Source organism: Streptomyces sp. NBC_00576, from assembly GCF_036345175.1.
Lineage (GTDB): Bacteria > Actinomycetota > Actinomycetes > Streptomycetales > Streptomycetaceae > Streptomyces.
The window spans coordinates 6,823,746-6,849,003 of record NZ_CP107780.1 but is presented as its reverse complement, the minus strand read 5'-3'; the positions used below and the strand labels follow the sequence as shown (position 1 = coordinate 6,849,003).

30 protein-coding genes and 3 tRNA genes are annotated in these 25,258 nt (G+C 67.8%); 13 read left to right on the top strand and 20 right to left on the bottom strand.

Annotated features, from left to right (window positions below; all coding sequences use genetic code 11):
* Positions 1-14: 14 nt before the first annotated feature.
* From OG734_RS29855 to OG734_RS29830, 6 genes are all read right to left on the bottom strand, one after another.
* On the bottom strand, positions 15-926 hold the full coding sequence (locus OG734_RS29855; protein WP_443064941.1) for a hypothetical protein: 912 nt from the start codon (positions 924-926) through the stop codon (positions 15-17).
* Between the two features lie 134 nt (positions 927-1,060).
* Positions 1,061-1,786, bottom strand: a complete 726-nt coding sequence (gene rplA, locus OG734_RS29850; RefSeq protein WP_330290557.1) for a 50S ribosomal protein L1 — start codon at positions 1,784-1,786, stop codon at positions 1,061-1,063.
* Positions 1,787-1,868: 82 nt separating this feature from the next.
* Complete coding sequence (rplK, locus tag OG734_RS29845) at positions 1,869-2,303, bottom strand: 50S ribosomal protein L11 (protein WP_006383482.1); 435 nt, start codon at positions 2,301-2,303, stop codon at positions 1,869-1,871.
* A gap of 156 nt (positions 2,304-2,459) precedes the next feature.
* Positions 2,460-3,359, bottom strand: coding sequence for a transcription termination/antitermination protein NusG (gene nusG, locus OG734_RS29840; RefSeq protein ID WP_330290556.1), 900 nt, complete (start codon positions 3,357-3,359; stop codon positions 2,460-2,462).
* Between the two features lie 77 nt (positions 3,360-3,436).
* Positions 3,437-3,724, bottom strand: a complete 288-nt coding sequence (secE, locus tag OG734_RS29835) for a preprotein translocase subunit SecE (protein ID WP_006383475.1) — start codon at positions 3,722-3,724, stop codon at positions 3,437-3,439.
* Between the two features lie 109 nt (positions 3,725-3,833).
* Positions 3,834-3,906 (bottom strand) — tRNA-Trp (locus OG734_RS29830).
* Positions 3,907-4,200: 294 nt separating this feature from the next.
* Here OG734_RS29830 and OG734_RS29825 point away from each other — a divergent pair.
* Positions 4,201-5,427, top strand: a complete 1,227-nt coding sequence (locus OG734_RS29825; protein WP_330290555.1) for a pyridoxal phosphate-dependent aminotransferase — start codon at positions 4,201-4,203, stop codon at positions 5,425-5,427.
* Between the two features lie 136 nt (positions 5,428-5,563).
* Positions 5,564-6,595 carry an adenosine deaminase gene (locus tag OG734_RS29820; protein ID WP_330290554.1) on the top strand — a complete coding sequence of 344 codons (1,032 nt, stop codon included), beginning with the start codon at positions 5,564-5,566 and terminating at the stop codon, positions 6,593-6,595.
* Positions 6,596-6,608: 13 nt separating this feature from the next.
* Here the strand turns inward: OG734_RS29820 and OG734_RS29815 are convergent, their stop codons facing one another.
* From OG734_RS29815 to OG734_RS29780, 8 genes are all read right to left on the bottom strand, one after another.
* On the bottom strand, positions 6,609-7,664 hold the full coding sequence (locus tag OG734_RS29815; protein ID WP_330290553.1) for a UDP-N-acetylmuramate dehydrogenase: 1,056 nt from the start codon (positions 7,662-7,664) through the stop codon (positions 6,609-6,611).
* A 135-nt stretch (positions 7,665-7,799) separates the two neighbouring features.
* On the bottom strand, positions 7,800-9,275 hold the full coding sequence (locus tag OG734_RS29810; RefSeq protein WP_330290552.1) for an MFS transporter: 1,476 nt from the start codon (positions 9,273-9,275) through the stop codon (positions 7,800-7,802).
* A gap of 115 nt (positions 9,276-9,390) precedes the next feature.
* Positions 9,391-9,951, bottom strand: coding sequence for a TetR/AcrR family transcriptional regulator (locus tag OG734_RS29805; RefSeq protein ID WP_330290551.1), 561 nt, complete (start codon positions 9,949-9,951; stop codon positions 9,391-9,393).
* Between the two features lie 122 nt (positions 9,952-10,073).
* Positions 10,074-10,523, bottom strand: a complete 450-nt coding sequence (locus tag OG734_RS29800) for a MaoC family dehydratase (protein WP_330290550.1) — start codon at positions 10,521-10,523, stop codon at positions 10,074-10,076.
* Positions 10,524-10,527: 4 nt separating this feature from the next.
* Positions 10,528-10,980: a MaoC family dehydratase N-terminal domain-containing protein gene (locus OG734_RS29795; RefSeq protein ID WP_330290549.1), complete on the bottom strand. Its 453-nt coding sequence runs from the start codon at positions 10,978-10,980 to the stop codon at positions 10,528-10,530.
* Positions 10,981-11,133: 153 nt separating this feature from the next.
* Positions 11,134-11,298 (bottom strand): 50S ribosomal protein L33, encoded by a 165-nt coding sequence (gene rpmG, locus OG734_RS29790; protein ID WP_018834916.1) that lies wholly within the window; start codon positions 11,296-11,298, stop codon positions 11,134-11,136.
* Positions 11,299-11,386: 88 nt separating this feature from the next.
* Positions 11,387-11,459, bottom strand: a tRNA-Met gene (locus OG734_RS29785).
* Between the two features lie 46 nt (positions 11,460-11,505).
* Positions 11,506-11,578 (bottom strand) — tRNA-Thr (locus OG734_RS29780).
* A gap of 310 nt (positions 11,579-11,888) precedes the next feature.
* On the opposite strand from OG734_RS29780, the gene OG734_RS29775 reads away from it, so the two are divergent.
* Both OG734_RS29775 and OG734_RS29770 read left to right on the top strand, forming a co-directional pair.
* The gene (locus OG734_RS29775; protein ID WP_330290548.1) at positions 11,889-13,148 is read left to right on the top strand and encodes an amidohydrolase family protein; all 1,260 of its coding nucleotides are present in this window, start codon (positions 11,889-11,891) and stop codon (positions 13,146-13,148) included.
* A gap of 125 nt (positions 13,149-13,273) precedes the next feature.
* On the top strand, positions 13,274-13,930 hold the full coding sequence (locus tag OG734_RS29770; RefSeq protein WP_330290547.1) for an SDR family oxidoreductase: 657 nt from the start codon (positions 13,274-13,276) through the stop codon (positions 13,928-13,930).
* Positions 13,931-13,981: 51 nt separating this feature from the next.
* On the opposite strand, the gene OG734_RS29765 is transcribed toward OG734_RS29770, so the two are convergent.
* From OG734_RS29765 to OG734_RS29750, 4 genes are all read right to left on the bottom strand, one after another.
* A complete protein-coding gene (locus OG734_RS29765) occupies positions 13,982-14,224 on the bottom strand; it encodes a hypothetical protein (protein WP_330290546.1) in 243 nt (80 codons plus the stop codon).
* Between the two features lie 269 nt (positions 14,225-14,493).
* Positions 14,494-14,883: a hypothetical protein gene (locus OG734_RS29760; RefSeq protein ID WP_330290545.1), complete on the bottom strand. Its 390-nt coding sequence runs from the start codon at positions 14,881-14,883 to the stop codon at positions 14,494-14,496.
* 640 nt (positions 14,884-15,523) lie between these two features.
* Positions 15,524-15,877, bottom strand: coding sequence for a signal peptidase I (locus OG734_RS29755; RefSeq protein WP_330290544.1), 354 nt, complete (start codon positions 15,875-15,877; stop codon positions 15,524-15,526).
* Positions 15,878-15,880: 3 nt separating this feature from the next.
* Complete coding sequence (locus tag OG734_RS29750; RefSeq protein ID WP_330290543.1) at positions 15,881-16,417, bottom strand: hypothetical protein; 537 nt, start codon at positions 16,415-16,417, stop codon at positions 15,881-15,883.
* Positions 16,418-16,844: 427 nt separating this feature from the next.
* On the opposite strand from OG734_RS29750, the gene OG734_RS29745 reads away from it, so the two are divergent.
* On the top strand, positions 16,845-17,603 hold the full coding sequence (locus OG734_RS29745) for a tyrosine-type recombinase/integrase (protein ID WP_443064940.1): 759 nt from the start codon (positions 16,845-16,847) through the stop codon (positions 17,601-17,603).
* Positions 17,604-18,145: 542 nt separating this feature from the next.
* Here the strand turns inward: OG734_RS29745 and OG734_RS29740 are convergent.
* Positions 18,146-18,556 carry a spore-associated protein A gene (locus tag OG734_RS29740; protein ID WP_330290542.1) on the bottom strand — a complete coding sequence of 137 codons (411 nt, stop codon included), beginning with the start codon at positions 18,554-18,556 and terminating at the stop codon, positions 18,146-18,148.
* A gap of 797 nt (positions 18,557-19,353) precedes the next feature.
* Here OG734_RS29740 and OG734_RS29735 point away from each other — a divergent pair.
* Complete coding sequence (locus OG734_RS29735) at positions 19,354-20,142, top strand: NUDIX domain-containing protein (RefSeq protein WP_330290541.1); 789 nt, start codon at positions 19,354-19,356, stop codon at positions 20,140-20,142.
* On the opposite strand, the gene OG734_RS29730 is transcribed toward OG734_RS29735, so the two are convergent.
* A complete protein-coding gene (locus OG734_RS29730; protein ID WP_330293838.1) occupies positions 20,126-21,133 on the bottom strand; it encodes an XRE family transcriptional regulator in 1,008 nt (335 codons plus the stop codon). The genes OG734_RS29735 and OG734_RS29730 overlap by 17 nt on opposite strands.
* Positions 21,134-21,861: 728 nt before the next feature.
* Between OG734_RS29730 and OG734_RS29725 the strand changes: the two genes are divergently transcribed.
* Genes OG734_RS29725 through traA form a run of 7 tightly spaced genes read left to right on the top strand, consistent with a single transcriptional unit; the run spans position 21,862 to position 25,208 of the window.
* Complete coding sequence (locus OG734_RS29725; RefSeq protein ID WP_330290540.1) at positions 21,862-22,173, top strand: hypothetical protein; 312 nt, start codon at positions 21,862-21,864, stop codon at positions 22,171-22,173.
* Positions 22,170-22,502 (top strand): hypothetical protein, encoded by a 333-nt coding sequence (locus OG734_RS29720; protein ID WP_330290539.1) that lies wholly within the window; start codon positions 22,170-22,172, stop codon positions 22,500-22,502. The genes OG734_RS29725 and OG734_RS29720 overlap by 4 nt, the downstream gene beginning before the upstream one ends.
* Positions 22,499-23,392 carry a DUF2637 domain-containing protein gene (locus OG734_RS29715; RefSeq protein ID WP_443064939.1) on the top strand — a complete coding sequence of 298 codons (894 nt, stop codon included), beginning with the start codon at positions 22,499-22,501 and terminating at the stop codon, positions 23,390-23,392. The genes OG734_RS29720 and OG734_RS29715 overlap by 4 nt, the downstream gene beginning before the upstream one ends.
* Before the next feature lie 13 nt (positions 23,393-23,405).
* A complete protein-coding gene (locus tag OG734_RS29710) occupies positions 23,406-23,786 on the top strand; it encodes an RRQRL motif-containing zinc-binding protein (protein WP_330290538.1) in 381 nt (126 codons plus the stop codon).
* A gap of 23 nt (positions 23,787-23,809) precedes the next feature.
* A complete protein-coding gene (locus tag OG734_RS29705; protein WP_330290537.1) occupies positions 23,810-24,055 on the top strand; it encodes a hypothetical protein in 246 nt (81 codons plus the stop codon).
* A 38-nt stretch (positions 24,056-24,093) separates the two neighbouring features.
* Positions 24,094-24,594 carry a hypothetical protein gene (locus OG734_RS29700; protein WP_330290536.1) on the top strand — a complete coding sequence of 167 codons (501 nt, stop codon included), beginning with the start codon at positions 24,094-24,096 and terminating at the stop codon, positions 24,592-24,594.
* A gap of 17 nt (positions 24,595-24,611) precedes the next feature.
* Positions 24,612-25,208, top strand: coding sequence for a plasmid transfer protein TraA (traA, locus tag OG734_RS29695; protein ID WP_330290535.1), 597 nt, complete (start codon positions 24,612-24,614; stop codon positions 25,206-25,208).
* Positions 25,209-25,258 lie beyond the last annotated feature (50 nt).

Below are 25,258 nucleotides of genomic sequence, written 5' to 3'. Positions count from 1 at the left end.
AAACGACCGTGAGCCTAACCCGGTGGGGCGGACGAGGCTTCTGAATTCCCCAGCAGGTCCTTGAAGTCCGCGGTGTCCCCGCCCTCCGGCGCCGCCACCGCCGCCTTCACGCCGTAGGCGCTGTAGTACGCCGTCGACGACATCCGTCCGCTCGACAGCTCGCCCCGCTCGACCTTCTTGACCAGCAGATTCCGGTCGTTGACCCAGATGTCGACGGTCTCGGTGGTCACGCCGGCCTGGACGAGCTGCTCCTTGAGGGCGGAGTCGGCCAGGGCCGCCACCTCCACCGTGCCCGAGTAGTGCGTCGTACGCACCCCGCGCACCGTCTCCGTCCCGGACCTGCGGACGTCACCGGAGGCCAGCAGCAGCTTGACCGGCTGGACGGGGGCGGTGTTGTGCAACTGGTCCTTCAGATACGTCCCCGAGCCGCCGGGCAGGTCCGCCAGGTCGTCGTAGTCGTACTTGATCCAGTGCTTGCCGTGCATCTGGGCAGCGAACTTGTCACCGACCTTGGCGTAGTAGGCGTCGGGCAGCAGCCGGGCCTCCATGGACGAGCTGTTGAGCGCCCGCATGGACTTGGCCAGCTCTCCGCCGGTGTAGGTGATGCTGAGCTTGCCGACCGGCTCACCGGCCCAGCCGAGGACGCCGACCGTCCGCATGGAGAGCAGGTCGCCCATGACGGAGGAGGAGCTGACCCGGGCGGAGCCGGCCCGGTCGGTGGCATTCTCCACGGCGTGCAGCGCGGCGGCCGTACGGGCGTCGGGGCGCCCCGCGCTCGGAGTCGGCTCGGCGCCTTCGTCGTCAGGTCCCCCGGAGAAACTGCACGCCGACATCGCCACGCCCACCGCGACCAGCGCGGCGGTCGCCACGACCGGCCGGACTCCCCGATGTGGGCCCCGTATACCCCGTTCGCCGCTGTCCCTCATCCGTCCCCAACCCCCTCGTACACCCCGTGATCAACACGCTAACCCCTCCGTACGACAACGGACCCCGCACCTCGAAAGGTTGCGGGGCCCGTCGTACGAACGTGAACGCGCGGCTACCGGGGTGAGCGGGAGGCTCAGACGGCGGCCGGGTCCTCCTCGGCGAGGAGGTTGCGGGTGCGGTTGGGGTCGAGCGGAACACCGGGGCCGATCGTGGTGCTGAGGGCGGCCTTCTTGATGTAGCGGCCCTTCGCGGCGGACGGCTTCAGACGGAGGATCTCCTCCAGCGCGGCGCCGTAGTTCTCCACCAGCTTGGTGTCGTCGAACGACGTCTTGCCGATGATGAAGTGCAGGTTCGAGTGCTTGTCGACGCGGAACTCGATCTTGCCGCCCTTGATCTCGGTCACGGCCTTGACCACGTCCGGGGTCACGGTGCCCGTCTTCGGGTTCGGCATCAGACCACGCGGGCCGAGGACGCGGCCGAGGCGGCCGACCTTGCCCATGAGGTCCGGGGTGGCGACGACGGCGTCGAAGTCCAGACGGCCCTTCGCCACCTCGTCGATCAGTTCGTCGGAGCCGACGATGTCGGCGCCCGCGGCGGTCGCGGCCTCGGCACGGTCACCGGTCGCGAAGACCAGGACCCGGGCGGTCTTACCGGTGCCGTGCGGGAGGTTCACGGTGCCACGGACCATCTGGTCGGCCTTGCGCGGGTCGACACCCAGGCGGAAGGCGACCTCGACGGTGCCGTCGAACTTGCTCGTGGAGGTCTCCTTGGCGAGACGGACGGCCTCGAGCGGGGCGTAGAGCTTGTCCCGGTCGATCTTGGCGTCCGCAGCGCGGAGAGACTTGCTGCGCTTGCTCACTACTGCTCCTGTGTGTTCTGAGGAGTCGTGGTACGGACCGAGCAGGTCCTGCCACGCACTACAAGACTTACGAGGTGGGGGCTCAGCCCTCGACCGTGATGCCCATCGAACGGGCGGTGCCGGCGATGATCTTCGACGCGGCGTCCAGGTCGTTGGCGTTCAGGTCGGGAAGCTTGGTCGTGGCGATCTCACGGACCTGCGCCTGGGTGATCTTGGCGACCTTGGTCTTGTGCGGCTCGCCAGAGCCCTTCTCGACACCCGCGGCCTTGAGGATCATCTTCGCGGCCGGCGGCGTCTTGGTGATGAAGGTGAAGGAGCGGTCTTCGTAGACCGTGATCTCCACCGGGATCACCCAGCCACGCTGCGACTCGGTCGCGGCGTTGTAGGCCTTGCAGAACTCCATGATGTTGACGCCGTGCTGACCGAGCGCGGGGCCGACCGGCGGGGCGGGGTTAGCCGCTCCGGCGTTGATCTGGAGCTTGATGAGCCCCGTGACCTTCTTCTTCTTGGGAGGCATTCCGGGTCCTCTATCTTCGTTTTCTTCGGTCTTCGCTGTGCCTGACAGAAGCCAGGCAACCGCACCACGATAAGGGACACCATGGCGAGGCGTGAAACCGAGCAGGTCAGGCCAGCTCCGAGAGCCGACCTGACCTGGACGGAAGCTAAGGGCGTGCTAGTTCTTCTGGATCTGGTCGAACGACAGCTCGACCGGGGTCTCGCGGCCGAAGATCTCGACGAGGCCCTTGACCTTCTTCGAGTCGGCGTTGATCTCGTTGATCGTCGCCTGCAGCGTCGCGAACGGGCCGTCGGTGACGGTGACCGAGTCGCCGACCTCGAAGTCCAGCACCTGGACCTCGAGCTTGCGGGCCGGAGCCGGCCTGCCCTCGGCCTCGGCGAGCTCACGGGCGGCCTTCTCCTCGGCCTCCGGCGCGAGCATCTTGACGATCTCGTCCAGGGTCAGCGGGTACGGGTCGTACGCGTTGCCCACGAAGCCGGTGACACCGGGGGTGTTGCGGACGACGCCCCAGGACTCGTTCGTCAGGTCCATGCGGACGAGAACGTACCCGGGAAGCTTGTTCTGGCGGACCGTCTTGCGCTCGCCGTTCTTGATCTGGGCGACTTCTTCCTGCGGCACCTCGGCCTGGAAGATGAAGTCCTCGACGTTGAGCGAGACGGCACGCTGTTCCAGGTTGGTCTTCACACGGTTCTCGTAACCGGCGTACGTGTGGATGACGTACCACTCGCCGGGGAGCGTGCGCAGTTCCTCGCGGAGGGCCTCGACGGGGTCGACAGGCTCGGCCTCTTCTTCGGCTTCCTCAGCCTCGGCCTCGGCGTCGTCCTCAGCCTCGGCGTCGACGAGCTCTTCGTCCTCGTCGGCGTCGGCCTCGATGACGTCGCCGTCCTCATCCTCATCGCTCTCGATGTGGATGGCGTCTTCCTCGGCGGGCTCTCCCACGGCGGCGTCCGCAGCGTCGACCTCGTCCTCGACCTCGTCAACGCCCTCGACGATGTCGAGCTCGTCATCCACGGACTCGTCCGGCACGATGGCGTCGTTCAGGTTCGGGTCAGACACGGTGGCTGCTTCTTCCTGGATACATGTGGGTGGAACATGCGAAAGGGGCGCCGCACCCGGCGCCCTTCGCTCTTGGCTCAGCCGAAGACGTACTTGGCGGCTTTGTTGAGGCCAAAGTCAATCACAGTCACCAGGCCGATCATGACGATCACAAAGACGATCACCACGGTCGTGTACGTCGTCAGCTGGTTACGCGTCGGCCAGACGACCTTGCGGAGCTCCGCGACGATCTGGCGGTAGAAAACCGCGAGACGCTTCAGCGGGCCCTTCTTGGCGCGCTTACCGCCCTTGCGAGTCTTCTTGTCCGACTCGGGCGCCTCATCCTGGGCATCAGGCATATCGATGGAGCCCACGGCATCCGCCATTCGTCCTCACCTGTTCCCGGGTCGTGGCCGTGCCGCGCCCGGTCTGAGCCGCACGGCGATGCATTGCAGTACGTACATGCGCACACAGCCTGGTGACAGGCGTGTGTAGCAGGGCCGGAGGGACTTGAACCCCCAACCGCTGGTTTTGGAGACCAGTGCTCTACCAATTGAGCTACGACCCTTTGTGGTTACTCCAACGTACCGTACTCGTCCGAGTGCTCGGTGTGCACCGGATAAGCGCGGGCCGGTGAAGGCCAACGAGGTGAGAGTGTACGTGCTTCGGAGCCGGTCGTCGAACAGAAAGCGCCCGCTGGACCGTTGTCGGCGGAAGATCGCCCAGCCCAGGCCCCGGATCCGGACGCTTGTTCAGCCGTCCGCCCGGTCTCGCGCCCTCCGGCGTCCCGTCGGCGGTCCGGTCTGACCAATAGGTGAAACCCGTGTGCCGGGGAGGTTTCCGGTCTGAAACGATGGGCACCATGAGCGCTGCAACCCCTTCCACCGCGCGCCGGGTCTCCGCCCGAGTCGGCGCGATCTCCGAGTCCGCCACCCTCGCCGTGGACGCCAAGGCCAAGGCCCTGAAGGCCGCCGGGCGCCCGGTGATCGGCTTCGGCGCCGGTGAACCGGACTTCCCGACCCCGGACTACATCGTCCAGGCCGCCATCGAGGCCTGCTCGAACCCGAAGTACCACCGCTACACGCCGGCCGGCGGTCTGCCCGAGCTGAAGGCCGCGATCGTCGCCAAGACGCTCCGCGACTCGAACTACGAGGTGGACGCCTCCCAGGTCCTGGTGACCAACGGCGGCAAGCAGGCCATCTACGAGGCGTTCGCCGCGATCCTCGACCCGGGCGACGAGGTCATCGTCCCGGCCCCGTACTGGACGACGTACCCGGAGTCGATCCGTCTCGCCGGCGGTGTCCCGGTCGAGGTGGTCGCGGACGAGACCACCGGCTACCGGGTCAGCGTGGAGCAGCTGGAGGCGGCCCGCACCGAGCGGACGAAGGTCGTCCTGTTCGTCTCCCCCTCGAACCCGACCGGCGCGGTCTACAGCGCCGAGGACACCGAGGCGATCGGCCGCTGGGCCGTGGAGCACGGTCTGTGGGTGCTGACGGACGAGATCTACGAGCACCTCGTCTACGGCGACGCGAAGTTCACCTCGCTCCCCGCGATCCTCCCCGAGCTGCGCGACAAGTGCATCGTGGTCAACGGTGTCGCCAAGACGTACGCCATGACGGGCTGGCGGGTCGGCTGGATCATCGGCCCGAAGGACGTCGTCAAGGCCGCGACGAACCTCCAGTCGCACGCCACGTCCAACGTGTCGAACGTGGCCCAGGTCGCCGCCCTCGCCGCCGTCTCCGGGAACCTGGACGCCGTCGCGGAGATGCGCGTGGCCTTCGACCGCCGCCGCCACACGATCGTGCGCATGCTCAACGAGATCGACGGCGTGGTCTGCCCGGAGCCCGAGGGTGCCTTCTACGTCTACCCGTCGGTGAAGGCCCTCCTGGGCAAGGAGATCCGCGGCAAGCGCCCGCAGGACTCGGTCGAGCTGGCCGCACTGATCCTCGACGAGGTCGAGGTGGCGGTCGTACCCGGTGAGGCGTTCGGCACACCGGGCTACCTGCGCCTGTCGTACGCCCTGGGCGACGAGGACCTCGTCGAGGGCATCAGCCGCGTACAGAAGCTGCTGGCCGAGGCGACGGACTGAACCTCGTGAGGTGAGTGGGCCGCTTCCCTTTGGGAAGCGGCCTTCTTTCGTCCCGCGGTACGAGCGTCAGTGCGAGCAAGACCACGTTCAGGGAAAGCGCTACCGGTTCGGACGGAACGTACGGCAGGATCCGAGAATGGAGCGCGTACGTGATGTCTCTGAACTGCCGAAAGCCCATCTGCACCTGCACTTCACCGGGTCGATGCGGTCAGCGACCCTGCTGGAACTGGCCGACAAGTACGGTGTGCGGCTGCCCGAGGCGCTGACCGACGCCCTCACCAGTGGTGAGCCGCCGAGACTCCGGGCCACCGACGAACGGGGCTGGTTCCGTTTCCAGCGGCTGTACGACGCGGCCCGGTCCTGTCTGCGCGAGCCCGAGGACATCCAGCGGCTGGTCCGCGAGGCCGCCGAGGAGGACGCGAAGGACGGCTCGGGCTGGCTGGAGATCCAGGTCGACCCGACGTCGTACGCCCCTCGACTGGGCGGTCTCATCCCGGCGCTGGAGATCATCCTGGACGCGGTGGAGACCGCGGGTCGGGAGACCGGGATCGGGATGCGGGTCCTGGTGGCCGCGAACCGTATGAAGCACCCCCTGGACGCGCGCACGCTGGCCCGCCTGGCCGTGCGGTACGCGGACCGGGGTGTCGTGGGCTTCGGGCTCTCCAACGACGAGCGGCGGGGCATGGCCCGGGACTTCGACCGGGCCTTCGCCATCGCGCGCGAGGGGGGCCTGTTGTCGGCCCCGCACGGCGGCGAGCTGACAGGCCCGGCGTCGGTCCGCGACTGTCTGGACGACCTGCACGCGTCCCGGATCGGCCACGGCGTGCGGGCGGCGGAGGACCCGCGCCTGCTGAAGCGTCTCGCGGACCGGCAGATCACCTGCGAGGTGTGCCCGGCGTCGAACGTCGCCCTGGGGGTGTACGAGAAGCCCGAGGACGTGCCGTTGCGCAAGCTCTTCGAGGCCGGTGTGCCCCTGGCGCTGGGCGCCGACGACCCGCTGCTGTTCGGCTCACGACTGGCGGCCCAGTACGAGTTCGCCCGCCAGTACCACGCCTTCACGGACGCGGAACTGGCCGAACTGGCCCGGCAGTCCGTTCGCGGTTCGGCGGCGCCGGAGGACGTACGGACCAAACTGCTGGCGGGGATCGACGACTGGCTGGCCTCGTGATCCTGGAGGGTTGCTAGAGGCTGACGCCCACCGTCACCGGTTCGTTGACGAGGGTGACCCCGAAGGCGTCCTGGACACCGGCGACGACCTCGCGGGCGAGGGCGAGCAGGTCCTCGGTGGTGGCCCCGCCGCGGTTGGTGAGGGCCAGAGTGTGCTTCGTGGAGATTCGGGCGGGCCCGGTGCCGTATCCCTTGGCGAAGCCGGCCTTGTCGATCAGCCAGGCCGCCGAGGTCTTGGTGCGGCCCTCCCCCGCCGGGTAGGCGGGCGGTACGGCGTCGGCGCCGAGCCGCTCCGCCACGCGCGCGTGGAACGTCGCGAACTCGGCGTCCGTGAGGATCGGGTTGGTGAAGAAGGACCCGGCTGACCAGGTGTCGTGGTCCTCGGGGTCCAGGACCATGCCCTTCCCCGCGCGCAGCTTCAGCACGGTCTCGCGGGCCGCGTCCAGCGGCACCCGGTCGCCGGGCTCGACACCGAGGGCGCGGGCCGTCTCGGCGTACTTCAGCGGCGCCGACAGCCCGTCCGCGTCCTCCAGGGCGAAGCGGACACGCAGGACGACATGGCGCTCGGGGTCGGCCTTGAAGCGGCTGTGGCGGTACGAGAAGGCGCAGTCGGCGCCCGTGAGGGTGACCGTCTCGCGGCTGACCCGGTCGTAGGCGACGACCTCGGTGATCGTCGAGGACACCTCCTGCCCGTAGGCACCCACGTTCTGGATGGGTGTCGCGCCCGCGGAACCGGGGATGCCGGCGAGGCACTCGATCCCGGCGAGCCCGGCCTCGACCGTGCGCGCGACGGCGTCGGTCCACACCTCGCCGGCGGCCAGCTCCAGCCCCGGGCCGTCGAGGTGGAAGCCGGTCGTGGCGATCCGCAGAGCCGTCCCTGCGAAGCCCTTGTCGCCGATGACCAGGTTCGAGCCGCCGCCGACGACCAGCAGCGGGGTCCCGGACTCGTCGGCCTCGCGGACGGCGGCGATCACCTCGGCGTCGGTCGTCGCCGTGATCAGCCGGTCCGCGGGACCGCCGAGCCGGAAGGTGGTCAGCGGGGCGAGGGGCGCGTCGTGGATTTCCTGCACGCGCCAAGACTACGAGACCTCACTGACAACCCAGGACGACAGCAAGACGGCGACAGGACGACAAGCGGCACGCGCGTACGGCCCCGCCGGTGAGCATCGGGGCCGTACGCGCGCGTGCCGCGGTCCTACGTTCGTTCAGTGGTCGGCCGTCTCCAGGACCGGGGCCGGCTCGGCGGAGTCCGTGACCGGCGCGGGGCGGCGGGCAGCCGGGATCAGCAGGGCCGCGACGCCCGCGAGGGCGACCACTGCCGAGCCGACCACCAGGGCGGGCCGGAGGCCGTCGACGAAGGTCTGGCCGGTCTCGTAGCCGCCCTGGGCCGCGAAGATCGATCCCATGACGGCGATTCCGAGGGCGCCGCCGACCTCGCGCAGGGCGTTGTTGGCGCCGGAGGCGATGCCCTGTTCGCTCGGCCGGACGCTGGACATCACCAGGTTGGCGGCCGGGGCGAAGAACAGGGCCATGCCGATGCCGCTGATGATCAGGCCGGGCAGCTGGATGGCGTAGGAGGCGTCCGCGGTGGCTATGGAGGCCATGTAGCCGAGACCGGCGGCCTGGAGGAAGAGGCCGGTGGCGACGACCGGTCGGCCGCCGATCCGGTCGGAGAGGATGCCGGCGATCGGGGCGACGAGCATCGGCATACCGGTCCAGGGCAGCATCCGCAGGCCCGCCTCGGTGGGCGAGTAGCCGAGCACGCCCTGCATGTACTGGCTGAGCAGGAAGATCGACCCGAACATCCCGAGGAACATCAGCAGGGAGGCCGCGTTGATCCCGGCGAAGGCGCGGGAGCGGAAGAGCCGCATGGGCAGCATCGGGTTCTTCGCGCGGGTGCCGTGGACGACGAAGGCGACGAGGAGCGCACCGCCCGCGACCAGCCCGGTCAGGACGTAGGAGCTGGTCCAACCGTCGGCCGGTCCGCGCACGAGCCCGTACACGATGCCGAAGAGACCGCCGCTGGCCAGCAGGGTGCCGATGACGTCGAGCGGGGCGCCGGTGCCGTGCGACTCGGCGAGGCGCAGCCGGGCGAGCGGCAGCAGGGCGAGGCCCAGCGGAACGTTCAGCCAGAAGATCCAGTGCCAGGAGATGTGCTCGGTGAGGCTGCCGCCGATGAGGGGCCCGGAGGCCACGGCGAGCCCGTTCACGGCGCCCCAGATGCCGAACGCCATCCCGCGTTTGGCGGCCGGGACGGCTGCCGTGAGCAGGGTCAGTGTCAGCGGCATCATGATCGCCGCGCCGACGCCCTGGACCGCGCGGGCCGCGATCAGGGAGTCGATGCCGGGTGCCATGGCCGCGGCGGCGGAGGCGCCGGTGAAGACGGTGAGCCCGGCGAGGAAGAGCCGGCGCCGCCCGAAGCGGTCACCGAGCGCCGCGCCGAACATCAGCAGCACGGCGAAGGTGAGCGTGTAGGCGCTCACGGTCCATTCCAGGTCGCCCAACGCTCCCCCGAGATCCTTGCGGATGGAGGGCAGCGCGGTGGTGACGACGAGGTTGTCGAGGGCCGCCATGAACCCGGCGACGCTGGTGATGACGAGGGCCCAGACGGCTCCGCCGCGTGGTGCGCCGGTCGTCCTCTGCTCTCGCTGCTCTCGCTGCTTGCTCGGCTGCTGTGACATCTCTCCCCCTGGGGATGATCGCTATCGGCAGTTTCGATTACGTAATTAAGTTATTGGTCACTAACTTTGGCGCCCAAGCGAAGAGCACGAAGCCGCGAACACCGACCCACGACCCTCAGGCTTCGACCCGCCCCTTGACCTGCACCGAGGGCCACATCCCCTGCCAGACCCGATGACCAGGCGGAAACCCCATGGCCGCAAGGGTGTTGATGAGCATCCCGTACGCCATGAAAGTCGTCGTCTCCTCCCCGACGGGCACCTCCACGGCGTCCCAGAGCTTCATCCAGCCGGCCCGTACCGCCTCGCCGAACTCATGGTCGCCCTCGGCTTCGGCGGCGGCGACAGCCACGTATGTCTGCATCTGCATCTGCAGCCGCTCGGGATGCTCACTGATCAGCCGCGCGTACGCGTCCGCCATGGAATGCAGGGCCTCCTCGCCCTCAAGCCCCTCGGCCGCCTCCGCCATGAGCCGGCGCACATCACCCATGCACCGCTGGGAGGCAGCAGCGAACATCGCTTTCTTGCCCGGGAAGAGCCGGAAGAGGTACGGCTGCGAGACACCCACCCGCTTGGCGATCGCCTCGGTGGAGGTGCCGTAGTAGCCCCCCTGCGCGAACTCGGCGATCGCCGCGCGAATGACACTCTCGCGACGCTCTTCTGCACTCATCCTGACCATGCGAGTAAGTTAGTACTCAATCACTAACCACGTCAAGAGTGCTCGAAATGAAGTCGGGTAAGGGGCGCCCACCAATGGCGAACGCCCCTTACCCGACTCCGGAATCCCCCGAACTGCCGTACTCAGCCCAGCCGGACGACAGCCCGGGACATGCCCAGCACCTTCTGGCCGGCACACATCGCGAGCAGGTCGACGCGGACCTTGTTGTCGTCGAGCTTGGCCCCGACCTTGCCGCTGACCTCGATGGTGGCGCCCTGGTCGTCGTTGGGGACGACGACCGGCTTGGTGAAGCGGACGCCGTACTCGACGACCGCTCCCGGGTCGCCGACCCAGTCGGTGACGACGCGGATCGCCTCGGCCATCGTGAACATGCCGTGCGCGATGACGTCGGGCAGACCGACCTCGACCGCGAACTTCTCGTTCCAGTGGATGGGGTTGAAGTCCCCGGAGGCGCCCGCGTACTGGACGAGGGTGGCGCGGCTCACGGGAAAGGTCTGGGCGGGCAGTTCGGTGCCGACCTCTACGTCGGCGAAGGAGATCTTCGCGAAATCGTTCGCGGAATTGGCCGTCATGGGGTCAGCCCTTCTCGGCCGCGCGGGCGACGAGCTTGGTCCAGGCGGTCACGACACGCTCGCCCGCCTCGTCGTGGACCTCGCCGCGGATATCGATGATCTCGTTGCCCGCCATGGACTTGATGGTCTCGATGGTCGAGGTGACGGTGAGCCGGTCGCCCGCGCGGACGGGGCGGACGTAGGCGAACTTCTGATCACCGTGCACCACCCGGCTGTAGTCCAGGCCGAGCCGCGGGTCCGCCACGACGTCTCCCGCCGCCTTGAACGTGATCGCGAACACAAAAGTGGGCGGGGCGATCACATCGGCGTGACCGAGGGCCTTGGCGGCCTCAGGGTCCGTGTACGCGGGGTTGGTGTCCCCCACCGCCTCCGCGAACTCGCGGATCTTCTCCCGGCCGACCTCATAGGGCTCGGTGGGCGGATAGGACCGCCCCACGAAGGACTGGTCGAGCGCCATGGGCTCGGCACCTCCTGAATCGCACTGGTTACGCACTGTCGCGTCGCGTGGTTGCGTGGTTCACAGCTGATGTGTCACGTGGTTCGCAGCTGATCTAACGACGCGAGGCCGCCCCCCAACCAACAGGGGACGGCCTCGACGTACGAGCCTGATTTATCGCGTTTCGCGATGCGCTGTGTGCGCATTGCAACGCGGGCAGTGCTTCTTCATCTCCATTCGATCCGGGTTGTTACGCCGGTTCTTCTTGGTGATGTAGTTCCGCTCCTTGCACTCCACGCAGGCCAGCGTGATCTTCGGGCGGACGTCGGTGGCAGCCACAGGAGTGCTCCTTGACGAACGGATGGGACGTTGAACGCATAACAGAGTAGCCGATCGAAGGACCGACCCCGCAATCGGCTACTGTCAGTAGCGGTGACCGGACTTGAACCGGTGACACAGCGATTATGAGCCGCTTGCTCTACCGACTGAGCTACACCGCTGTGATGTGATCGGACCCCGCCTTGCGACGGGGGCCTCTCACACCAGAGCCCCAATACGGAATCGAACCGTAGACCTTCTCCTTACCATGGAGACGCTCTACCGACTGAGCTATTGGGGCGAGCGATGAAGACATTACACGCTCGGCCACCGTTCACCCAAATCCGTTTCGCGGCACCCGCCCCGGCCTGTTCCGGCCCCCATTCCGCGCTCCCTCCGCACCCCTTCCGCGCTCAGAAAACCCCTCCCCCAGCAGCCTCGAAGCCCTCTCCCGCACCCCCTCGCCAGCGATCTTCCCCACCCGGCGGACCACACCGGTACGACTATTGCGCTCCTCCGCAACAGGGCCTGATGCCCGCCCTAGGCTCGACTCACTCTGCGTGATCTTGTGTCCCCGCTTGCGCGCAGCCGCCCCCGAGCACAGGAGCGCGATGCCCGACAGCCAGCCGCAGCAGCCCCACTCCTCGTCCTCGTCGTCCTCATCGGCACCCGCATCCTCCGGGGACCCGGCCGCCCTCCTGCTGTGTGGAGCGCGGCTCACCGACGGCCGGACCGTGGACGTACGGCTGGGTGGCGGTCGTATCGAGGCGGTCGGCACGGTCGGCAGCCTCAGCGCGTACGCCACCCACGTGGACCTCAGCGGCTACCTCCTCCTGCCGGCCCCCGCCGAACCGCACGCCCATGGCGACACAGCCCTGTCCGCCGACGTCGACGGCCCGGTCTCGTACGACCCGCAGGACGTCCAGCGCCGGGCCACCGAGGCCGCTCTGCTGCAACTCGGCCACGGGGCCACGGCGTTGCGCTCGCACGTCCGCATCGGCGACGTACCGGGGCTTGGTGCCCTGGCCGCCGTACTGCAGGCTCGGCGGGCGCTGCGCGGCCTCGCCGAGCTGTCGGCGGTGGCGATGCCACGCGTGCTGACCGGCGCGGCCGGGGCGGACGGTCTGGCGATGCTGCGGGACGCGGTGAAGATGGGCGCGTCGGTGGTGGGCGGCTGCCCGGACCGCGACCCCGATCCAACCGGCTACGTGGAGGCGGTCCTGGAGGTCGCCTCGGAACACGGCTGCCCGGTCGACCTGCACACGGACGGCGACGACCCGGCCAGGCTGGCGCGTCTCGCGGCGATGGCGGGCGGTCTGCGCCCCGGCGTGACCATCGGCCCCTGCGGCGGATTCGGCCGGCTGCCCGCAGAGGTGGCCTCGCGGGCCGCGGACCAGCTCGCCGCGGCGGGCGTGACGGTGGCATGCCTCCCACAGGGCGGCTGCGGGGGCGCGGAACGCCGCGCCACGGCGCCGGTACGGCTGCTGCGGGCGGCCGGCGTACGCGTGGCGGCGGGCAGCGGCGCACTGCGGGACGTGTCGAACCCTGTGGGCCGCGGAGACCCCCTGGAGGCGGCGTACCTGCTCGCTTCCAGGCATGGCCTGCGCCCGGAGGAGGCGTACGACGCCGTGAGCGCATCGGCGCGGGCGGTGCTCGGTCTGCCGGAGGTGCGGGTGGAGGCGGGATTTCCGGCGGAACTGCTGGCGGTACGGGGCGACCGCCTGGCCGACGCGCTGTCGCTCGCCTACAGCCGAATCGTGGTGCACAGGGGGCGCGTTGTGGCACGGACGAGCGCGGTACGGGAGTACTGCAACACGCCTGCCGTGGCGGCGCTGGACCTGCCGCGACAGGGACGTACGGCGCCGTCGTGAGGTGAGGGAAGGGTGCGGCTTCGGCAGAGCGGACGGACACCGTACGGGCTGTGCGGCGAACGGGTTCGGCGGGGCGTACGGGTTCGGCGGGGCGTACGGGTTCGGCGGGGCGTACGGTCGGAGGCATGCGCATTGTCATCGCTGGAGGACATGGTCAGATCGCGCTGCGGCTCGAGCGTCTGCTCGCCGCGCGCGGTGACGAGGCCGTAGGCATCATCCGGCGCCCCGAACAGGGCGACGATCTACGGGCGGCCGGCGCGGAACCGGTCGTGTGCGACCTGGAGTCGGCCTCGGTCGAGGAGGTCGCGACGCTGCTGCGGGGCGCTGACGCGGCGGTCTTCGCGGCGGGCGCGGGCCCGGGCAGCGGGACGGCCCGCAAGGACACGGTGGACCGGGGAGCGGCGGTGCTGTTCGCGGACGCGGCGGTCCGGGCGGGAGTACGCAGGCATGTGGTCGTGTCGTCGATGGGCGCGGATCCGGCCCACCCGGGCGACGACGTCTTCGACGTCTACCAGCGGGCGAAGGGCGAGGCGGACGCGTACGTCAGCGGCTTGGACGCGCTGGACTGGACGATTCTGCGCCCCGGCGCCCTGACGAACGACGCCGGCACGGGCCGCGTACGCCTGGAGGCCGACACGGGGCGCGGCGCCATCCCGCGCGACGACGTGGCCGCCGTCATCACCGAACTGCTGGACACTCCGGCGACGGCGGGCCTGACGCTGGAGCTGATCAGCGGGTCGATGCCGGTTTCGGTGGCGGTGAAGTCGGTGGCGGGGAACTGAGGGCAAGCGGTCGGGGGACCGGCCGGGGGTGAGCCTGGAGCTCGGGCAGGGCTAGAAGAGGGGCAGCTGGCCAGGGAATTCGGGTTGGACGTACCCGTCCAACGACGGCTGGGCCGCCCCGAGTTCCGCCTGCCTCCGCGACCCCGGACACGAAACGAGCTCACCACTCCCCCGGGCCCCCGACGGATCGTGCCGCGCGAACCTCCCGGCGACGACAGCGATCTCCCGCCGGCACTCGGGACAGCTCCGACGACGGGACGACGACACGAACGACGGCCGTGACAGCGATGACATGGGGTCACTCTCCCTCATGGCCTCGGCGTGCGCCCACAACGAAGAGACCCTCTTCTCTCTGCGTAATCGCAGAGAGAAGAGGGTCTCTCACCATGTGGCGGCGCCAGGGTTCGAACCTGGGTAGGCTGAGCTGGCAGATTTACAGCGGGCCGCTCCTCACAGGCCCTCACCTGGCGTTATGCCCGACTGGAGTACCGCCGGGGGACGCATGGGGGAATCGCGCTCTCTGCGCAGCCACGCTTCGCCTGTTCCCCTGACCGAGCCGACGATCAAAGGCCCGTTGAGCAGTTCTTCACGCTATTGGCGGTGAGGACTATACAGACCCGAGATTGTGCGCTGCCGCCATTCCAGTGCCATGCGGTTTCCCGCCATTGGGGGTCCGAGATGAAATACCAGTCTGAGACCCTCTTCCAGTTATACTCGTCGGTCTTGCGCTCCAGCCAGCCTTGGCACCCAAACCCCGAGTACGCCGAGAAGTGCCCTTTGACGTCTGAGTGCGGATTGCTTTCGACAGAATTCTTTATCGATGTGTAACATGCCAGTGTGGAGCCGGCATAGACCTCGGCGAAAAGCTTGCCGTTAGCCGCGTTGGCCGGGGATGCGGTTGCTGCGAGGAGCAGTGCAGCAGCACCGAGCGAGACGGCAATTTTCTTTCTCATGAGGTACCTCCTGTGAGTTTTAGCGGCGCCGCGCTGCGTGACCCGGCCCTGGACCTGAGTCTCAGTTCGGATTGTCCTGCACTGCGCAACGAGATGTTTTGATGTGCTGCGTAGCATCTACGGCGGCGGTTAGCCGTTGCGTCGGCCAGCCGCAGCGCGCCGATGGCGAGGTTCGCCCCGGCGGTAATTGACGCGGCTATAGATCCCCGAGTTCCACGTTGCAACCCCGTTGGTCCCTCTTCGTTTACCAGCCTCAGGGGGGAGATCCTGGCATTCCGTGTGCTCGCTGCCATCCCATGCTGGTATGAGGTGCGGGTAAACCTGTGGCGTACGTATGGGTAAACCTGCGAGGTACGCGTGGCCAGCCTTTGCGGCAGCGCCGCAAAGGCGCGAGGGCGATTTGATCAGGCGGACGGTGACAGACTGGCGACACAGAGAAGCTCCGGACAGTGCAGGCGCCCTGAGAGGTCACCCGCCCCAACCGGAGCTTCGTTGCGTACAGGACGGGCCCAGCCTGCAGGCGTCACACCACCGTCACGTGCGACTCCGCCCCATCATCAGGACCTTGAAACAGCCCTGGCCTGTTCCCCGGCACTCCTGTCAGGGCGCCTCACGCAAGACAGGGCTGTCAGTGGTGGGCTCAGTCGATGGACGGCCAGCGCACGGTGACGACTACGGAGTCTTCTTCTGCCTGCCATGAGTGGTCGATGCCGGGCCCCCACACCACGTAGTCGCCTTGCTTCTCCAATGTGGTGCTACCCACGCTGAGGTCTAGCCGGAACTTGCCGCTGACGAGGAGAAGCACGGTGGTTCGCTGATCATCGGCCACCCACTCCGGCCGCTGCTCGCCGGCCGGGTGGGTACCCCACTTCACTTCCAGTGCCCCGGTCTGACGCACCGCACTATGGGTGGGGTCGATGAAATGCCCGAGAAGCCAGCCACGATGCTGGTCGGCATCGGCGTTCGCATTGCCCGTATACCAGTTGTCAGCCATTCCCTACGACTCCAATTCGATGGACGGAATCCGAACGCGTTGCCCGCCGATCTCGGCAAGCCGTCGGCATCCCTGGGTAAATGCGAAGAAACCTTCGTTACTCCAGCGCGAATCGAGCGCCAGCGACTCCAGCCGCGCAGTGTCTAGGCTGGAGTATCGATGCAGTCCACTCGATTCCCAGTTCGCTCGGACGTGTCCCCCATATTTGACCCACCACTCTTCGTCATCGATAACGATCAGATTCGCGAACTCATAGTTGCCGCTCACAAGGTTGATCCCTACAGTCGTGGACTCCATCCGCCACGCATCGCTCCCCTGCCGGTCCATGAGCCACCGCATCGGGTCAGGCAGGAGACTGGGGTGCATCGGATCGGCGTGGAGCTGCTCGCCTGCGGTGGAGTCCACATCGGTCCGCCCGAAGAGTTCTTCTTCCATCTCTCGCTCGACTGTTGCTGAGAAGCGAGCATCCTCACCGTAGTCAGCCATCGGCCCGTGGAACGCCTTTGGGATGACTGCCAAACGTCGATTCGCGTTGAGCACACTACCGGACCGCTCCTGAATTAGGAGTAGGTAATCAGGGTCATGGCCGCGCCCACGTGGCCGTGCGATTGCGGTTAGGGCCAGCGCTCCGCCTGCGCAAACGCGTCCGGCGAAGTCCAAGACTGTTTCCACATCCGGTAGGAGTTCGTCTCGTATTGGCATGACTGGTGGTCGGTCTGATTCTCCAGTGGCGATCGATCGCATAATCTCACTCTCCAAGAGATTGAGCGTAAGTGCGAACTCCACAAAATCGATGACTCCCACGCTGCCAGAAATAACCCCAGGCTGAATATCCAAAGAATTCAGGGTATAGATCTCGGAGTTGACAATCTGACTACCCCTTTCTCTACGACTGGATGGGAAGGAGGCATCGCCGCGTACCGCGAAGCGCAAGCGGGCCTGCCTGAGTGACGTTCTCGGGTTCGCTGTGGAAGAGCAGTACTTCTCCATGCCGGTCAACCCGATCTCAGCCGTGAAGTGGACCGCACCGAAGTCGGTGGAGGAGGTGGATCCCGAGAGCGTCGCCAACCCTCGCCAGGTCCGCGCGCTACTGGCAGGGGTGCGCGAGCAGGGCCCGCGTGGGCGGCATCTGGAAGCATTCTTCGGCTGCCTGTACTACGCGGCCATGCGCCCCGCAGAGGCTGCCGGACTGCGCGTGAACGACTGCCACCTCCCCGACACGGGATGGGGAATGCTCACCTTGCGGCAAGGAATCGTGCGGGCCGGACGTAACTGGACCGACGACGGGACGGCTCACGAGACACGCCATCTCAAGGCCCGCGCCAAAAAGGACTCCCGTCCGGTGCCCATTCCGCCGCACTTCGTCCGCGCACTTCGGCAGCACATCGCTTCCCATGGCACAGCGCCCGATGGCCGGCTCTTCCGAACCAACCGCGACGGTCTGCTACAGGAGACCGGCTATGGGGAGGTATGGGCCAAGGCTCGGAAGGACGTGCTCAGCGAGAGCGAAACGCCTTCGCTGCTGGCCCGCCGTCCCTACGACCTTCGACACGCCGGCGTGTCGTTCTGGCTCAGTTCCGGAGTGGACGTCATGGAGGGCGCCCGACGTGCCGGGCACAGCATTGCGGTATTGCACAAGGTGTACGCCAAGGTGCTTGACCAGACCCGAGAGCGTGCGAACAGCCGGATCGACGCAGCCTTTCGGGAGTGGAACGAGCCAGAGTGACCATGCTCACCCCCGGGGGACACCTGAGGGACACGCACTGATCAACGGTGGGATATGGGCGGTACGAGGTGAGACACGTCCACGCCCCGTCCACAACGAATCGAACAGCGAGAGGTAAAGAGAAACCCCCTCCAACCAGGCATTTAAGCTGGTCGGAGGGGGTTTCTCTTCCTGTGGCGGCGCCAGGGTTCGAACCTGGGTAGGCTGAGCCGGCAGATTTACAGTCCACCCAGGATCGTGACTCGCGAACCACACTGACCTGCTGAAACTCAGGAGTCCAGACCGAGACGGACTCTGGCCGTCCGCACGTCGTCCGCAGAGGAGAGACGGTCGGCGTCATACGCCTCGGGCAGCAGTGTTCCCCCATGCACTCTCGGCTGAACGGCCAGGCCTGCCGGGCGGCGCTGCCTCTCATGGCTCACTGAGTGTGCGTGGGCAGGGGTGGGCTCACAGTGTGCCGCGATCTCTCGGATGAAACTCGGCGATGACTACCCAGTCCGGTAGGCGTGCTCCGTGCCGTGAATGGTCATCGGTAGAGTAAATCACCCACAGTTCGTGCGTGTCTTGCCGCCGGTTGCACTTCCGATGCTGCCGCTCCAGGTGACGCATTGGCCAGCGGCGGAGATGGTGACGGGGCCTCCCCACGTCGTTCTGTTCTGCTCGCACATGCTCTGACTGGCGCCGTTTTCGTTGGTGATCGACTCGCAAATCTCGATGCCACTGCCTGAAGAGTTCCGAACCGTGACGACGCAGTTCTTGCCGGACGACGAGTTATAGGTGAGGAAGACCGTGCCTACCGTGCCAACGGACGCTGAGTTGACCACGACGTAACCGGAGCCGCAGCCGTTGTTGTACGTTGCGGCAGCGGCGCTGGGCGCGGTGGCCACCGTGGTGGCAATCGCGGCTCCAGCCACTCCAAGCGTCGCGGCCGTACGGGCAACCAGACGGTTCACTTTTCCCCCAAGGGTTGTCATAGCTCGGCTTGATCGCTTCCGGATGCAATCAAGGCGGAATAAGTGAGTCAAGGGAGCCTCTGGCGCGCGGGCGCGTTGAGTAAGCTGAATTAGCCACCCACACCGGGGGGGGAACGGGAGGTTATCGTGTCCTTTATGGCAAATGATCAAAATTGTCTGAATTCTGGAGAGGGTCACTTTCGCGAATTGGCCCACTTCACAGCAATGACAGCACCTGTGCCTGAAACCCCTCCCCTCGATGACATCATTCGTGCTGGCCGTAAGGAGAAGCGACACCTGTGGATCCTCGCAGCGGTTGCCGCGACCTTGGTAGGTGTTACGTTTCGACTCGTTCGCAAGTGCACCAAATGACATCAGGTCACAGTCGCCGTGAGACGGACGCCATCGCCTACAAGGGCGGGGAAGTCTGGGCTGGACAGATGCCAGACGACTTCTCAGAGCGTCTGTTGAAGCGTGAAACAAGGCTGATTTTCGCTGTTGCTGTCTGCGAGGACAGTTGTGACGTCGGCAGGCGCCCTCGGCGCCTGGGCGGAGCCATGTCACCAGGGGCCTTGGTCAACGTAGCGGCTGAGCAACACAGCGGTCGCCCCTCTGGCCATTCGGCCAGAGGGGCGACCGCTGTCTCGGAGCGGCGCACGGCGCCCTCAACGGCGTGGCCGGAATCCGTGTGAAAGCTGGCGGGACCACTGAGGTTCCGTCGAGACAAGACCGGAGGCTGCATGACCCCTGCCCGCTACGCTGGTTTGCACCACCTGCGAACGGAGAGTGCTCAGCGAATGGGACCGAAGACGGCCAAGGTCTACGAGACGCTTCGCGCACGACTCGCCGGCGGCGAGTACGCCCCCGGCGACAAACTCCCGTCAGAGCGAACGCTTGTGGAACAACTTGGCATCGGCCGGACCGCGCTTCGCCAAGTGCTGGCACGACTGGTAGCAGAGGGCGCGTTGGAAGTGCGGGGGCGGAGTTCGTACCGCGTGCCGGGCGCGGTGAGCGTCAGGCCCCCTGAAGGGCTGGAGCCGTGGCGCATCCACGGAGAGCGGGACCTCTACGACAACCAGTGGGTCAAACTCCAACTCTGGGACGTCGAACCGCCCGGAGTGGAGCGCTTCGAACATCACGTCGTGAAGCTCCAACACGTCGCCATCACCGCCGTTCTGGACGACCAGGACCGCGTGCTCATGATGTGGCGGTACCGGTTCGTCCCGCAGCAGTGGGGTTGGGAGTTGCCCGGCGGGATCGTGGACGAAGGGGAGGACCCCGCGACCACGGCACTCCGGGAGGTTGTTGAAGAGACCGGCTGGCGGCCCAAGTCAGTGGACCACGTGGTCACCTATCAGCCCATGGTCGGCATGGTCGACTCGCCGCACGAGATCTTCGTAGCCCACGGGGCCGACCAGGTCGGTTCGCCCACGGATCTCGAAGAGGCTGGGCACATCGAGTGGGTGCCGCTGGCCGACGTACCGGGGCTGATGGCACGCGGTGAACTGATGGGTTCCGGCACCCTCGTTGCCCTACTCCACATCCTGGCAAGCCGCGGTAAGCAAGGGCTCACAGCCGCGCACTGAGTAGGTCGACGCGGCGGCGCTGCCGCACCGAACCGGTGCGGCTCGCCAACAGCCGTGCCTGTCGCAGGTGGGTGTGTGCGTCGTCGTACTCGGCTCGCGCGAGGTGCGCTTGCGCGAGATCGCTATGGAGGCCGGCCTGCGCTCGCACGAAGGTGGGGTCCACCACGTCCAAGGCGTCGTACAGGCTCGTCACCGCATCGCCGTCGCCAAGCAGAGCGAGAACGTTGCCGTGCCACCGAGCGAGGTGGGCACCGTTGAGGAAAATGCTCAACATGTCTGGGTCGCGGTCCTCGGAGCCGGGCGGGATGCTCGCCAGGGCCGCATCGAGCGCGCGTCGGCAGTCGTCGGGCATTCCCGCGTGAGCACACATCTCAGCCTCAGCCGCGTACAGCCATGCCCGGAGACGTGGCGACCCTGCTTGTCCAACCGTGCGTTGCGCATCGCGTACCAACTCGACACCGAGGGACGGCCGGCCAGCCTCGCACAACACGTATGCCTGTTCCGCCATCGCGTGCGCGAGGTACATCGGAGCCTCAGCGTCGCGGGCGGCACGCTTCGCGAGTTCGTAGTGCCGCCAAGCCCGTTCGACCGCCCCCGAGTCGATCGCCTGCCATGCGGCCAGGGTCGACGCCCCCGCGAGCGCGAGCGCCACGGGTCGGCGTGTGGTGGGAAGAACCGCGAAGTTCAGTGCGTCTTCCAGGCGGGCGAGATGGCCCGTCATCTGGTCGACCAGACCGGCCGCGCCCATCTGGCGGTCCATGGTGCGCAGTATCTCGGTCTGGTCGTTGAACGTCTTCACCATGGACTCACTGACGCTGCTTGCTGAATCGATCCTGCTCAGCAGTTCGTCGTACCCGTCCGCCATCGTCGGAACGGGAGCGAGCGAAGCACCCCTCAGCTCCCTGTCGGTGACCCCGAGAAGCTGCCTCAGAATCGCCGCGTAGCGGTCCGACAACGTGCGCTTGCCGTTCTCCCACTCGGACACATACACCCGCAAACTCGCGGTCGTCGCAACGTCGGTGACGTGCTGTCGGGCGTACTGCTCGATCTCGCGAACCAGTCGTTCCTGAGACCAGCCACGCGCCGTCCGCGCGCTCTTAAGTCCTGAACTCACAGGCCACCGCCCGACGTTGGGTCCGCTCACTGACCTTTCCAGCATGCCTCATATCGCCGCAGGTCAACAGGCCTTAACTAGCTCCTTAACAGGCCTGCTGTGAAGCGCTGTTGGCTACCGGCACCCCTACCCGGCGGGGTCTTCTGGAGATGCACCGGGGCGGACAACCACCGCTCGAATCGGCAGAGTCCTTGACTCTGGTGCGCACCAGATGCTTTCCTTCTGGTGCGCACCAGATGACGGACTCGCTCCCGATTCGCCGTGTGCAAAGCACGACCAGGAGCCCCGCATAGGACGGGGGGAGGGCACCGGACAGTCGTCTTTTCAGGCGATCCCTTGGCAGTCCGGATGGCAGAAGGTCTCTGCCTACAACGGGGCCCTAGCGAGCTGTTCCTTGATCCGGCAGCCGTGTCCCCGAAAGAGAGACCACCACCCGCCGCAGCTCGCTGCGGCCGGTTGCCTCCCCCGCCCGTCCGGCCGTCTCGGTCGTACGGGCGGGGTTGCAGGGAGCCGCAATCTGCTGGTTCCACAACGGCGCGCGGCCCCGGTGTTCGAGCACCGGGGCCGCTTTTCGGGCCGTTCCACCCACTAAGGAGACACGACCCATGAAGTTCATCGTTGCTGGTCATGAAGCTGTTACCGCGTCGGAGTTCGCGGAACTGGCGTTCGGTATCGACGTGGAGCTGTTCACCGATCCGGCTGTTGAGTCCATGGATGAGCGGGCAGTGCGGCTGGACGTGGCCCGCGAGGTGCTCGCGGAGCTGCGGGAGTCGGACGTGGAGGCTGCTGCATACGCGGAGACGCTGCTGCGTACGAGCCCGTTGAAGGACGCGCGGTCCGCTGCCCGCCGGCCGCGCCGGACGTCGGTGCGCCGGTCGGTGCGGAGCCACTCCAGCCGTACGGCGGTGGCCGCATGAGCGAGAACCTGACACTGGACGGCATGGCCGTGGCGCTGCGCGCGCTGCGCCTGCTGGCGGTGGACTTCGGGCACCTGCCCGCGCCGCACGTGGACCTCTCGACCATCTTCCCGGACCACGTACAGCTCCACTTCCACTCCGACCTGTCCGCGTTCGAGGCCTGGCGCGACGCGCTGGGGATCGACCCGGACACCGTGGGCTACGGCGAGCAGAGCGCCGGCCAAACACGCGTACTGACGACGAGCGCCGACTTCGCGGGCGCCGTGCTGGAACTGACCGGCTACGGCGACGTACACGTTCCGGCGGTGGCGGAAGCGGGTGCGGCATGAGTGCCGCCACGGTTCGCGTCGAGGCGCCGTTGACGGGCGTCGAAGGCATGGTGACGCCGGTCGGTGTGGAGCGTGCGATCACTGCTCTGGCGAGTGTGCTGACGGTGCTGCTGACGGCGGTGGCGTTCTGGCTGTCGTACGAGCACTTGCAGGAAGTGGCCGCCGCACACGGGATGGCGGAAGCGGTGGCCCGCTCGTGGGCGTGGCCGGCCACGGTGGATCTGTTCATCGTGATCGGGGAGCTGCTGATTCTGCGTGCCTCGCTCGCCCACCGGGTCGACTGGTGGGCGATCGGCCTGGTCACCGCAGGCGACGGCGCGTCCATCGCGCTGAACGTGGCAGGGGTCGGGCAGGATGCCAACGCCCTCAACTACGTCGTCGCGGCAGTCCCGCCGGTGGCTGCGCTGCTGGCGTTCGGCGCGTTGATGCGGCAGGTTCACGCCTACCTCGCAAGCCGCGCGTCGACGGGCGTCAACCCGCCGCCGCCGGGCGTCGAAGCACCGTCGACGCCCGTCACCGTGAGCGTCGACCGCCCGCCGTCCGCACTCCCCGCTGACGCGGTCGGCGAGACCGGTGCGGCGCCCGAACTCCCGGCGCCCGCACCGGCGACCGTGGGGGCGTCGACGCCCGTCACGGTGGAGGCGGCGCCCGTCGACGCGGTGTCGACGGCCGTCGACCTGTGCACGCCGGTCGTCTACGCGAACCGGGTCGATCAGTTGGTCCGCGCGCTGTACGGGACCGACTTCACGCAGCCGAGCACCGCCCGGATGACGCAGGCGATGACGGCGGCGGGGCTGGGCGCGTCGGAGTCGACCGCCCGCACCGCCCGCGGCCGGGTCAAGGCCCGCGAGACCTACCTGACCGACTTCCCCACCGCGATCGCCGGCTGAGCGGGGGACGGTCATGTCCCTCGGCTACGCGAAGTGCTTCGACCCGACGGGCGCCCGCTACGGCATCCCCACCTTCCCGTGGCGGTGCGTCCCGGACGGCTACGCCACCCGCCGACAGTTACGGGCACGCGGTCTGCGCCCGGGTGGTCAGCAGGTGGCCGCTCAGGCACTGCGCCCGCGCTTCCGGCGCGGCCCGCTCATCGCCTACTTCTACCGCCTCGACTGCGCGAAGCCCGTCCGGCCCATGACGCCGGCGAAGTGGCGGGCGCTGGAGTGCGCCAACCGGGCCCGCCGGACGTGCCCGCAGTGCCGCACGGACGCCGGATACGTCATCCCAAGCTCCCTCGGAGTGTGCGTGACCTGCGCCTATCCCGAAGAACAGTGCGCCGCCTGAACCTTCCATCCGAGGAGAAACCCATGGTGCCTCTGAAGGCTCCGACCGCATGGCCGGCGGGCGTGACCGCCCGTTTCCTCACCCTCGCCGGTGAGCTGCTGGCGGATGCGGACGTCACGGTCGACGTGAGCGTCGACGACATCCAGGCCAACGCCCGCTGCACCGCGTGCGGCGCCAAGTCGGCCAGCTACGGCTACTCGGACACGGCGCGGCAGTGGGCGCAGACGCACGCCGCCCACTGCCGCGCGCTGCCCCGCCCGGCCGCGTGAACCACCCCAACATCCGTCTTTCACCTGGGAGTTCTGCTGTGTCCAGCCGTACCCGTACCCGCCGCGTGAAGACAGCCGCGGGCGTCACCACCGTCCGCTTGCCGCGTCAGCGCGGGCGCCGTTCCGCTCAGCCGTTCGTGGTCGTCGTGCCCGAACGCCCCTCCATCGCCCGCGAGTTGGCCGGTTGGGCGGGCGGTCTGCTGTGGCGCTTCCGCCACGCGCTCGCTCCGACCGGTATCGCGGTGGCCGTGTTCGTGGTGACCGCGCTGCTTCACGTTCTGGCCTGGTGGTCGGCTCTCGTGCTCGCCCCCGCGGTGGCTGCGCCGGCCGCGTGGCTGCTGTTCGTCCAGCGCCGCCACCCCGCCCACCGCGCCACGCTCGCGTGGCGTATCGCCACCGCCGTACTCGCCACCCTCGCGTTCGCATGGGCCGCTCTGGCCGCGGGGTTCGGGCCGTTGGCCGGTCCGTTGGAGCTGCTGTGGCTGTTGCTGCTGCTGCCCGCTCAGACCGGTTGGCTCATCGTCCGCCGCACCCACTGACCTGAGGAGATCGCCACATGGCTGACAACGGATCCGCCAACCGGGCGGCCAACCGGCAGTACCGGCAGGCACAGAGCGCGGGCAGGCCGCGTGTCAACGTCAACGACGGCACCACCAACAAGTCCAACAAGTTCGCCGCCGCCGGCGCCGCGGCCGGTGGGTTCGTCGGCGCGATGGGTTCCTCGTTCGTCCCGCCGATCAACGTCACCGTCAACAACAACAAGGGCATGGCCCGTGCCGGCGGTGGCCGGGGGCATGCCGAATCGCTGCTGCCCGCACCGGAGTTCACGTCGCCGGCGCAGGTCCGCAACTACTGCAACACCCTGCGCGCCGCCGCCGTGGCCCTCTCGATAGAGGTGGCCATGGGTTCGGAGATCCTCAAGGGCGTGCTGGCTGCGGTGCCGGACCCGGAGGGCCGCGCGTTCGGCTCCCGCATCCGCGCCCGGAAGGTCGCCCGCAAGATGCAGAAGTCCGCCGACGCCCTGCGCGACGCGGCCAAGAGCGCCGCCGCCACGTACGCGACCTTCCAGCAGGAGTACGAGGAAGAGATCAACCGCGTCCGTCACCGCGCCCGCAAGCCGCAACAGCCCGTCATCAACTGGGCTCAGCAGTAAGGAGGCACGGACCATGGCCCGTGACCAGAACAGAATGACCACCTACGACC

What these genes read in the sequence shown, in the direction of transcription:
- OG734_RS29715 (WP_443064939.1), top strand. Translation starts at nt 22,499, where the DNA reads ATGAGTGCCGCCACGGTTCGCGTCGAGGCGCCGTTGACGGGCGTCGAA.
- traA (WP_330290535.1), top strand. Translation starts at nt 24,612, where the DNA reads ATGGCTGACAACGGATCCGCCAACCGGGCGGCCAACCGGCAGTACCGG.
- OG734_RS29705 (WP_330290537.1), top strand. Translation starts at nt 23,810, where the DNA reads ATGGTGCCTCTGAAGGCTCCGACCGCATGGCCGGCGGGCGTGACCGCC.
- OG734_RS29805 (WP_330290551.1), bottom strand. Translation starts at nt 9,951, where the DNA reads ATGGTCAGGATGAGTGCAGAAGAGCGTCGCGAGAGTGTCATTCGCGCG.
- OG734_RS29760 (WP_330290545.1), bottom strand. Translation starts at nt 14,883, where the DNA reads ATGAGAAAGAAAATTGCCGTCTCGCTCGGTGCTGCTGCACTGCTCCTC.
- OG734_RS29720 (WP_330290539.1), top strand. Translation starts at nt 22,170, where the DNA reads ATGAGCGAGAACCTGACACTGGACGGCATGGCCGTGGCGCTGCGCGCG.
- OG734_RS29800 (WP_330290550.1), bottom strand. Translation starts at nt 10,523, where the DNA reads ATGACGGCCAATTCCGCGAACGATTTCGCGAAGATCTCCTTCGCCGAC.
- OG734_RS29825 (WP_330290555.1), top strand. Translation starts at nt 4,201, where the DNA reads ATGAGCGCTGCAACCCCTTCCACCGCGCGCCGGGTCTCCGCCCGAGTC.
- rplK (WP_006383482.1), bottom strand. Translation starts at nt 2,303, where the DNA reads ATGCCTCCCAAGAAGAAGAAGGTCACGGGGCTCATCAAGCTCCAGATC.
- OG734_RS29810 (WP_330290552.1), bottom strand. Translation starts at nt 9,275, where the DNA reads ATGTCACAGCAGCCGAGCAAGCAGCGAGAGCAGCGAGAGCAGAGGACG.
- OG734_RS29770 (WP_330290547.1), top strand. Translation starts at nt 13,274, where the DNA reads ATGCGCATTGTCATCGCTGGAGGACATGGTCAGATCGCGCTGCGGCTC.
- OG734_RS29855 (WP_443064941.1), bottom strand. Translation starts at nt 926, where the DNA reads ATGAGGGACAGCGGCGAACGGGGTATACGGGGCCCACATCGGGGAGTC.
- OG734_RS29820 (WP_330290554.1), top strand. Translation starts at nt 5,564, where the DNA reads ATGGAGCGCGTACGTGATGTCTCTGAACTGCCGAAAGCCCATCTGCAC.
- OG734_RS29755 (WP_330290544.1), bottom strand. Translation starts at nt 15,877, where the DNA reads ATGGCTGACAACTGGTATACGGGCAATGCGAACGCCGATGCCGACCAG.
- OG734_RS29725 (WP_330290540.1), top strand. Translation starts at nt 21,862, where the DNA reads ATGAAGTTCATCGTTGCTGGTCATGAAGCTGTTACCGCGTCGGAGTTC.
- OG734_RS29795 (WP_330290549.1), bottom strand. Translation starts at nt 10,980, where the DNA reads ATGGCGCTCGACCAGTCCTTCGTGGGGCGGTCCTATCCGCCCACCGAG.
- OG734_RS29710 (WP_330290538.1), top strand. Translation starts at nt 23,406, where the DNA reads ATGTCCCTCGGCTACGCGAAGTGCTTCGACCCGACGGGCGCCCGCTAC.
- secE (WP_006383475.1), bottom strand. Translation starts at nt 3,724, where the DNA reads ATGGCGGATGCCGTGGGCTCCATCGATATGCCTGATGCCCAGGATGAG.
- OG734_RS29735 (WP_330290541.1), top strand. Translation starts at nt 19,354, where the DNA reads ATGGGACCGAAGACGGCCAAGGTCTACGAGACGCTTCGCGCACGACTC.
- OG734_RS29765 (WP_330290546.1), bottom strand. Translation starts at nt 14,224, where the DNA reads ATGTCATCGCTGTCACGGCCGTCGTTCGTGTCGTCGTCCCGTCGTCGG.
- OG734_RS29775 (WP_330290548.1), top strand. Translation starts at nt 11,889, where the DNA reads ATGCCCGACAGCCAGCCGCAGCAGCCCCACTCCTCGTCCTCGTCGTCC.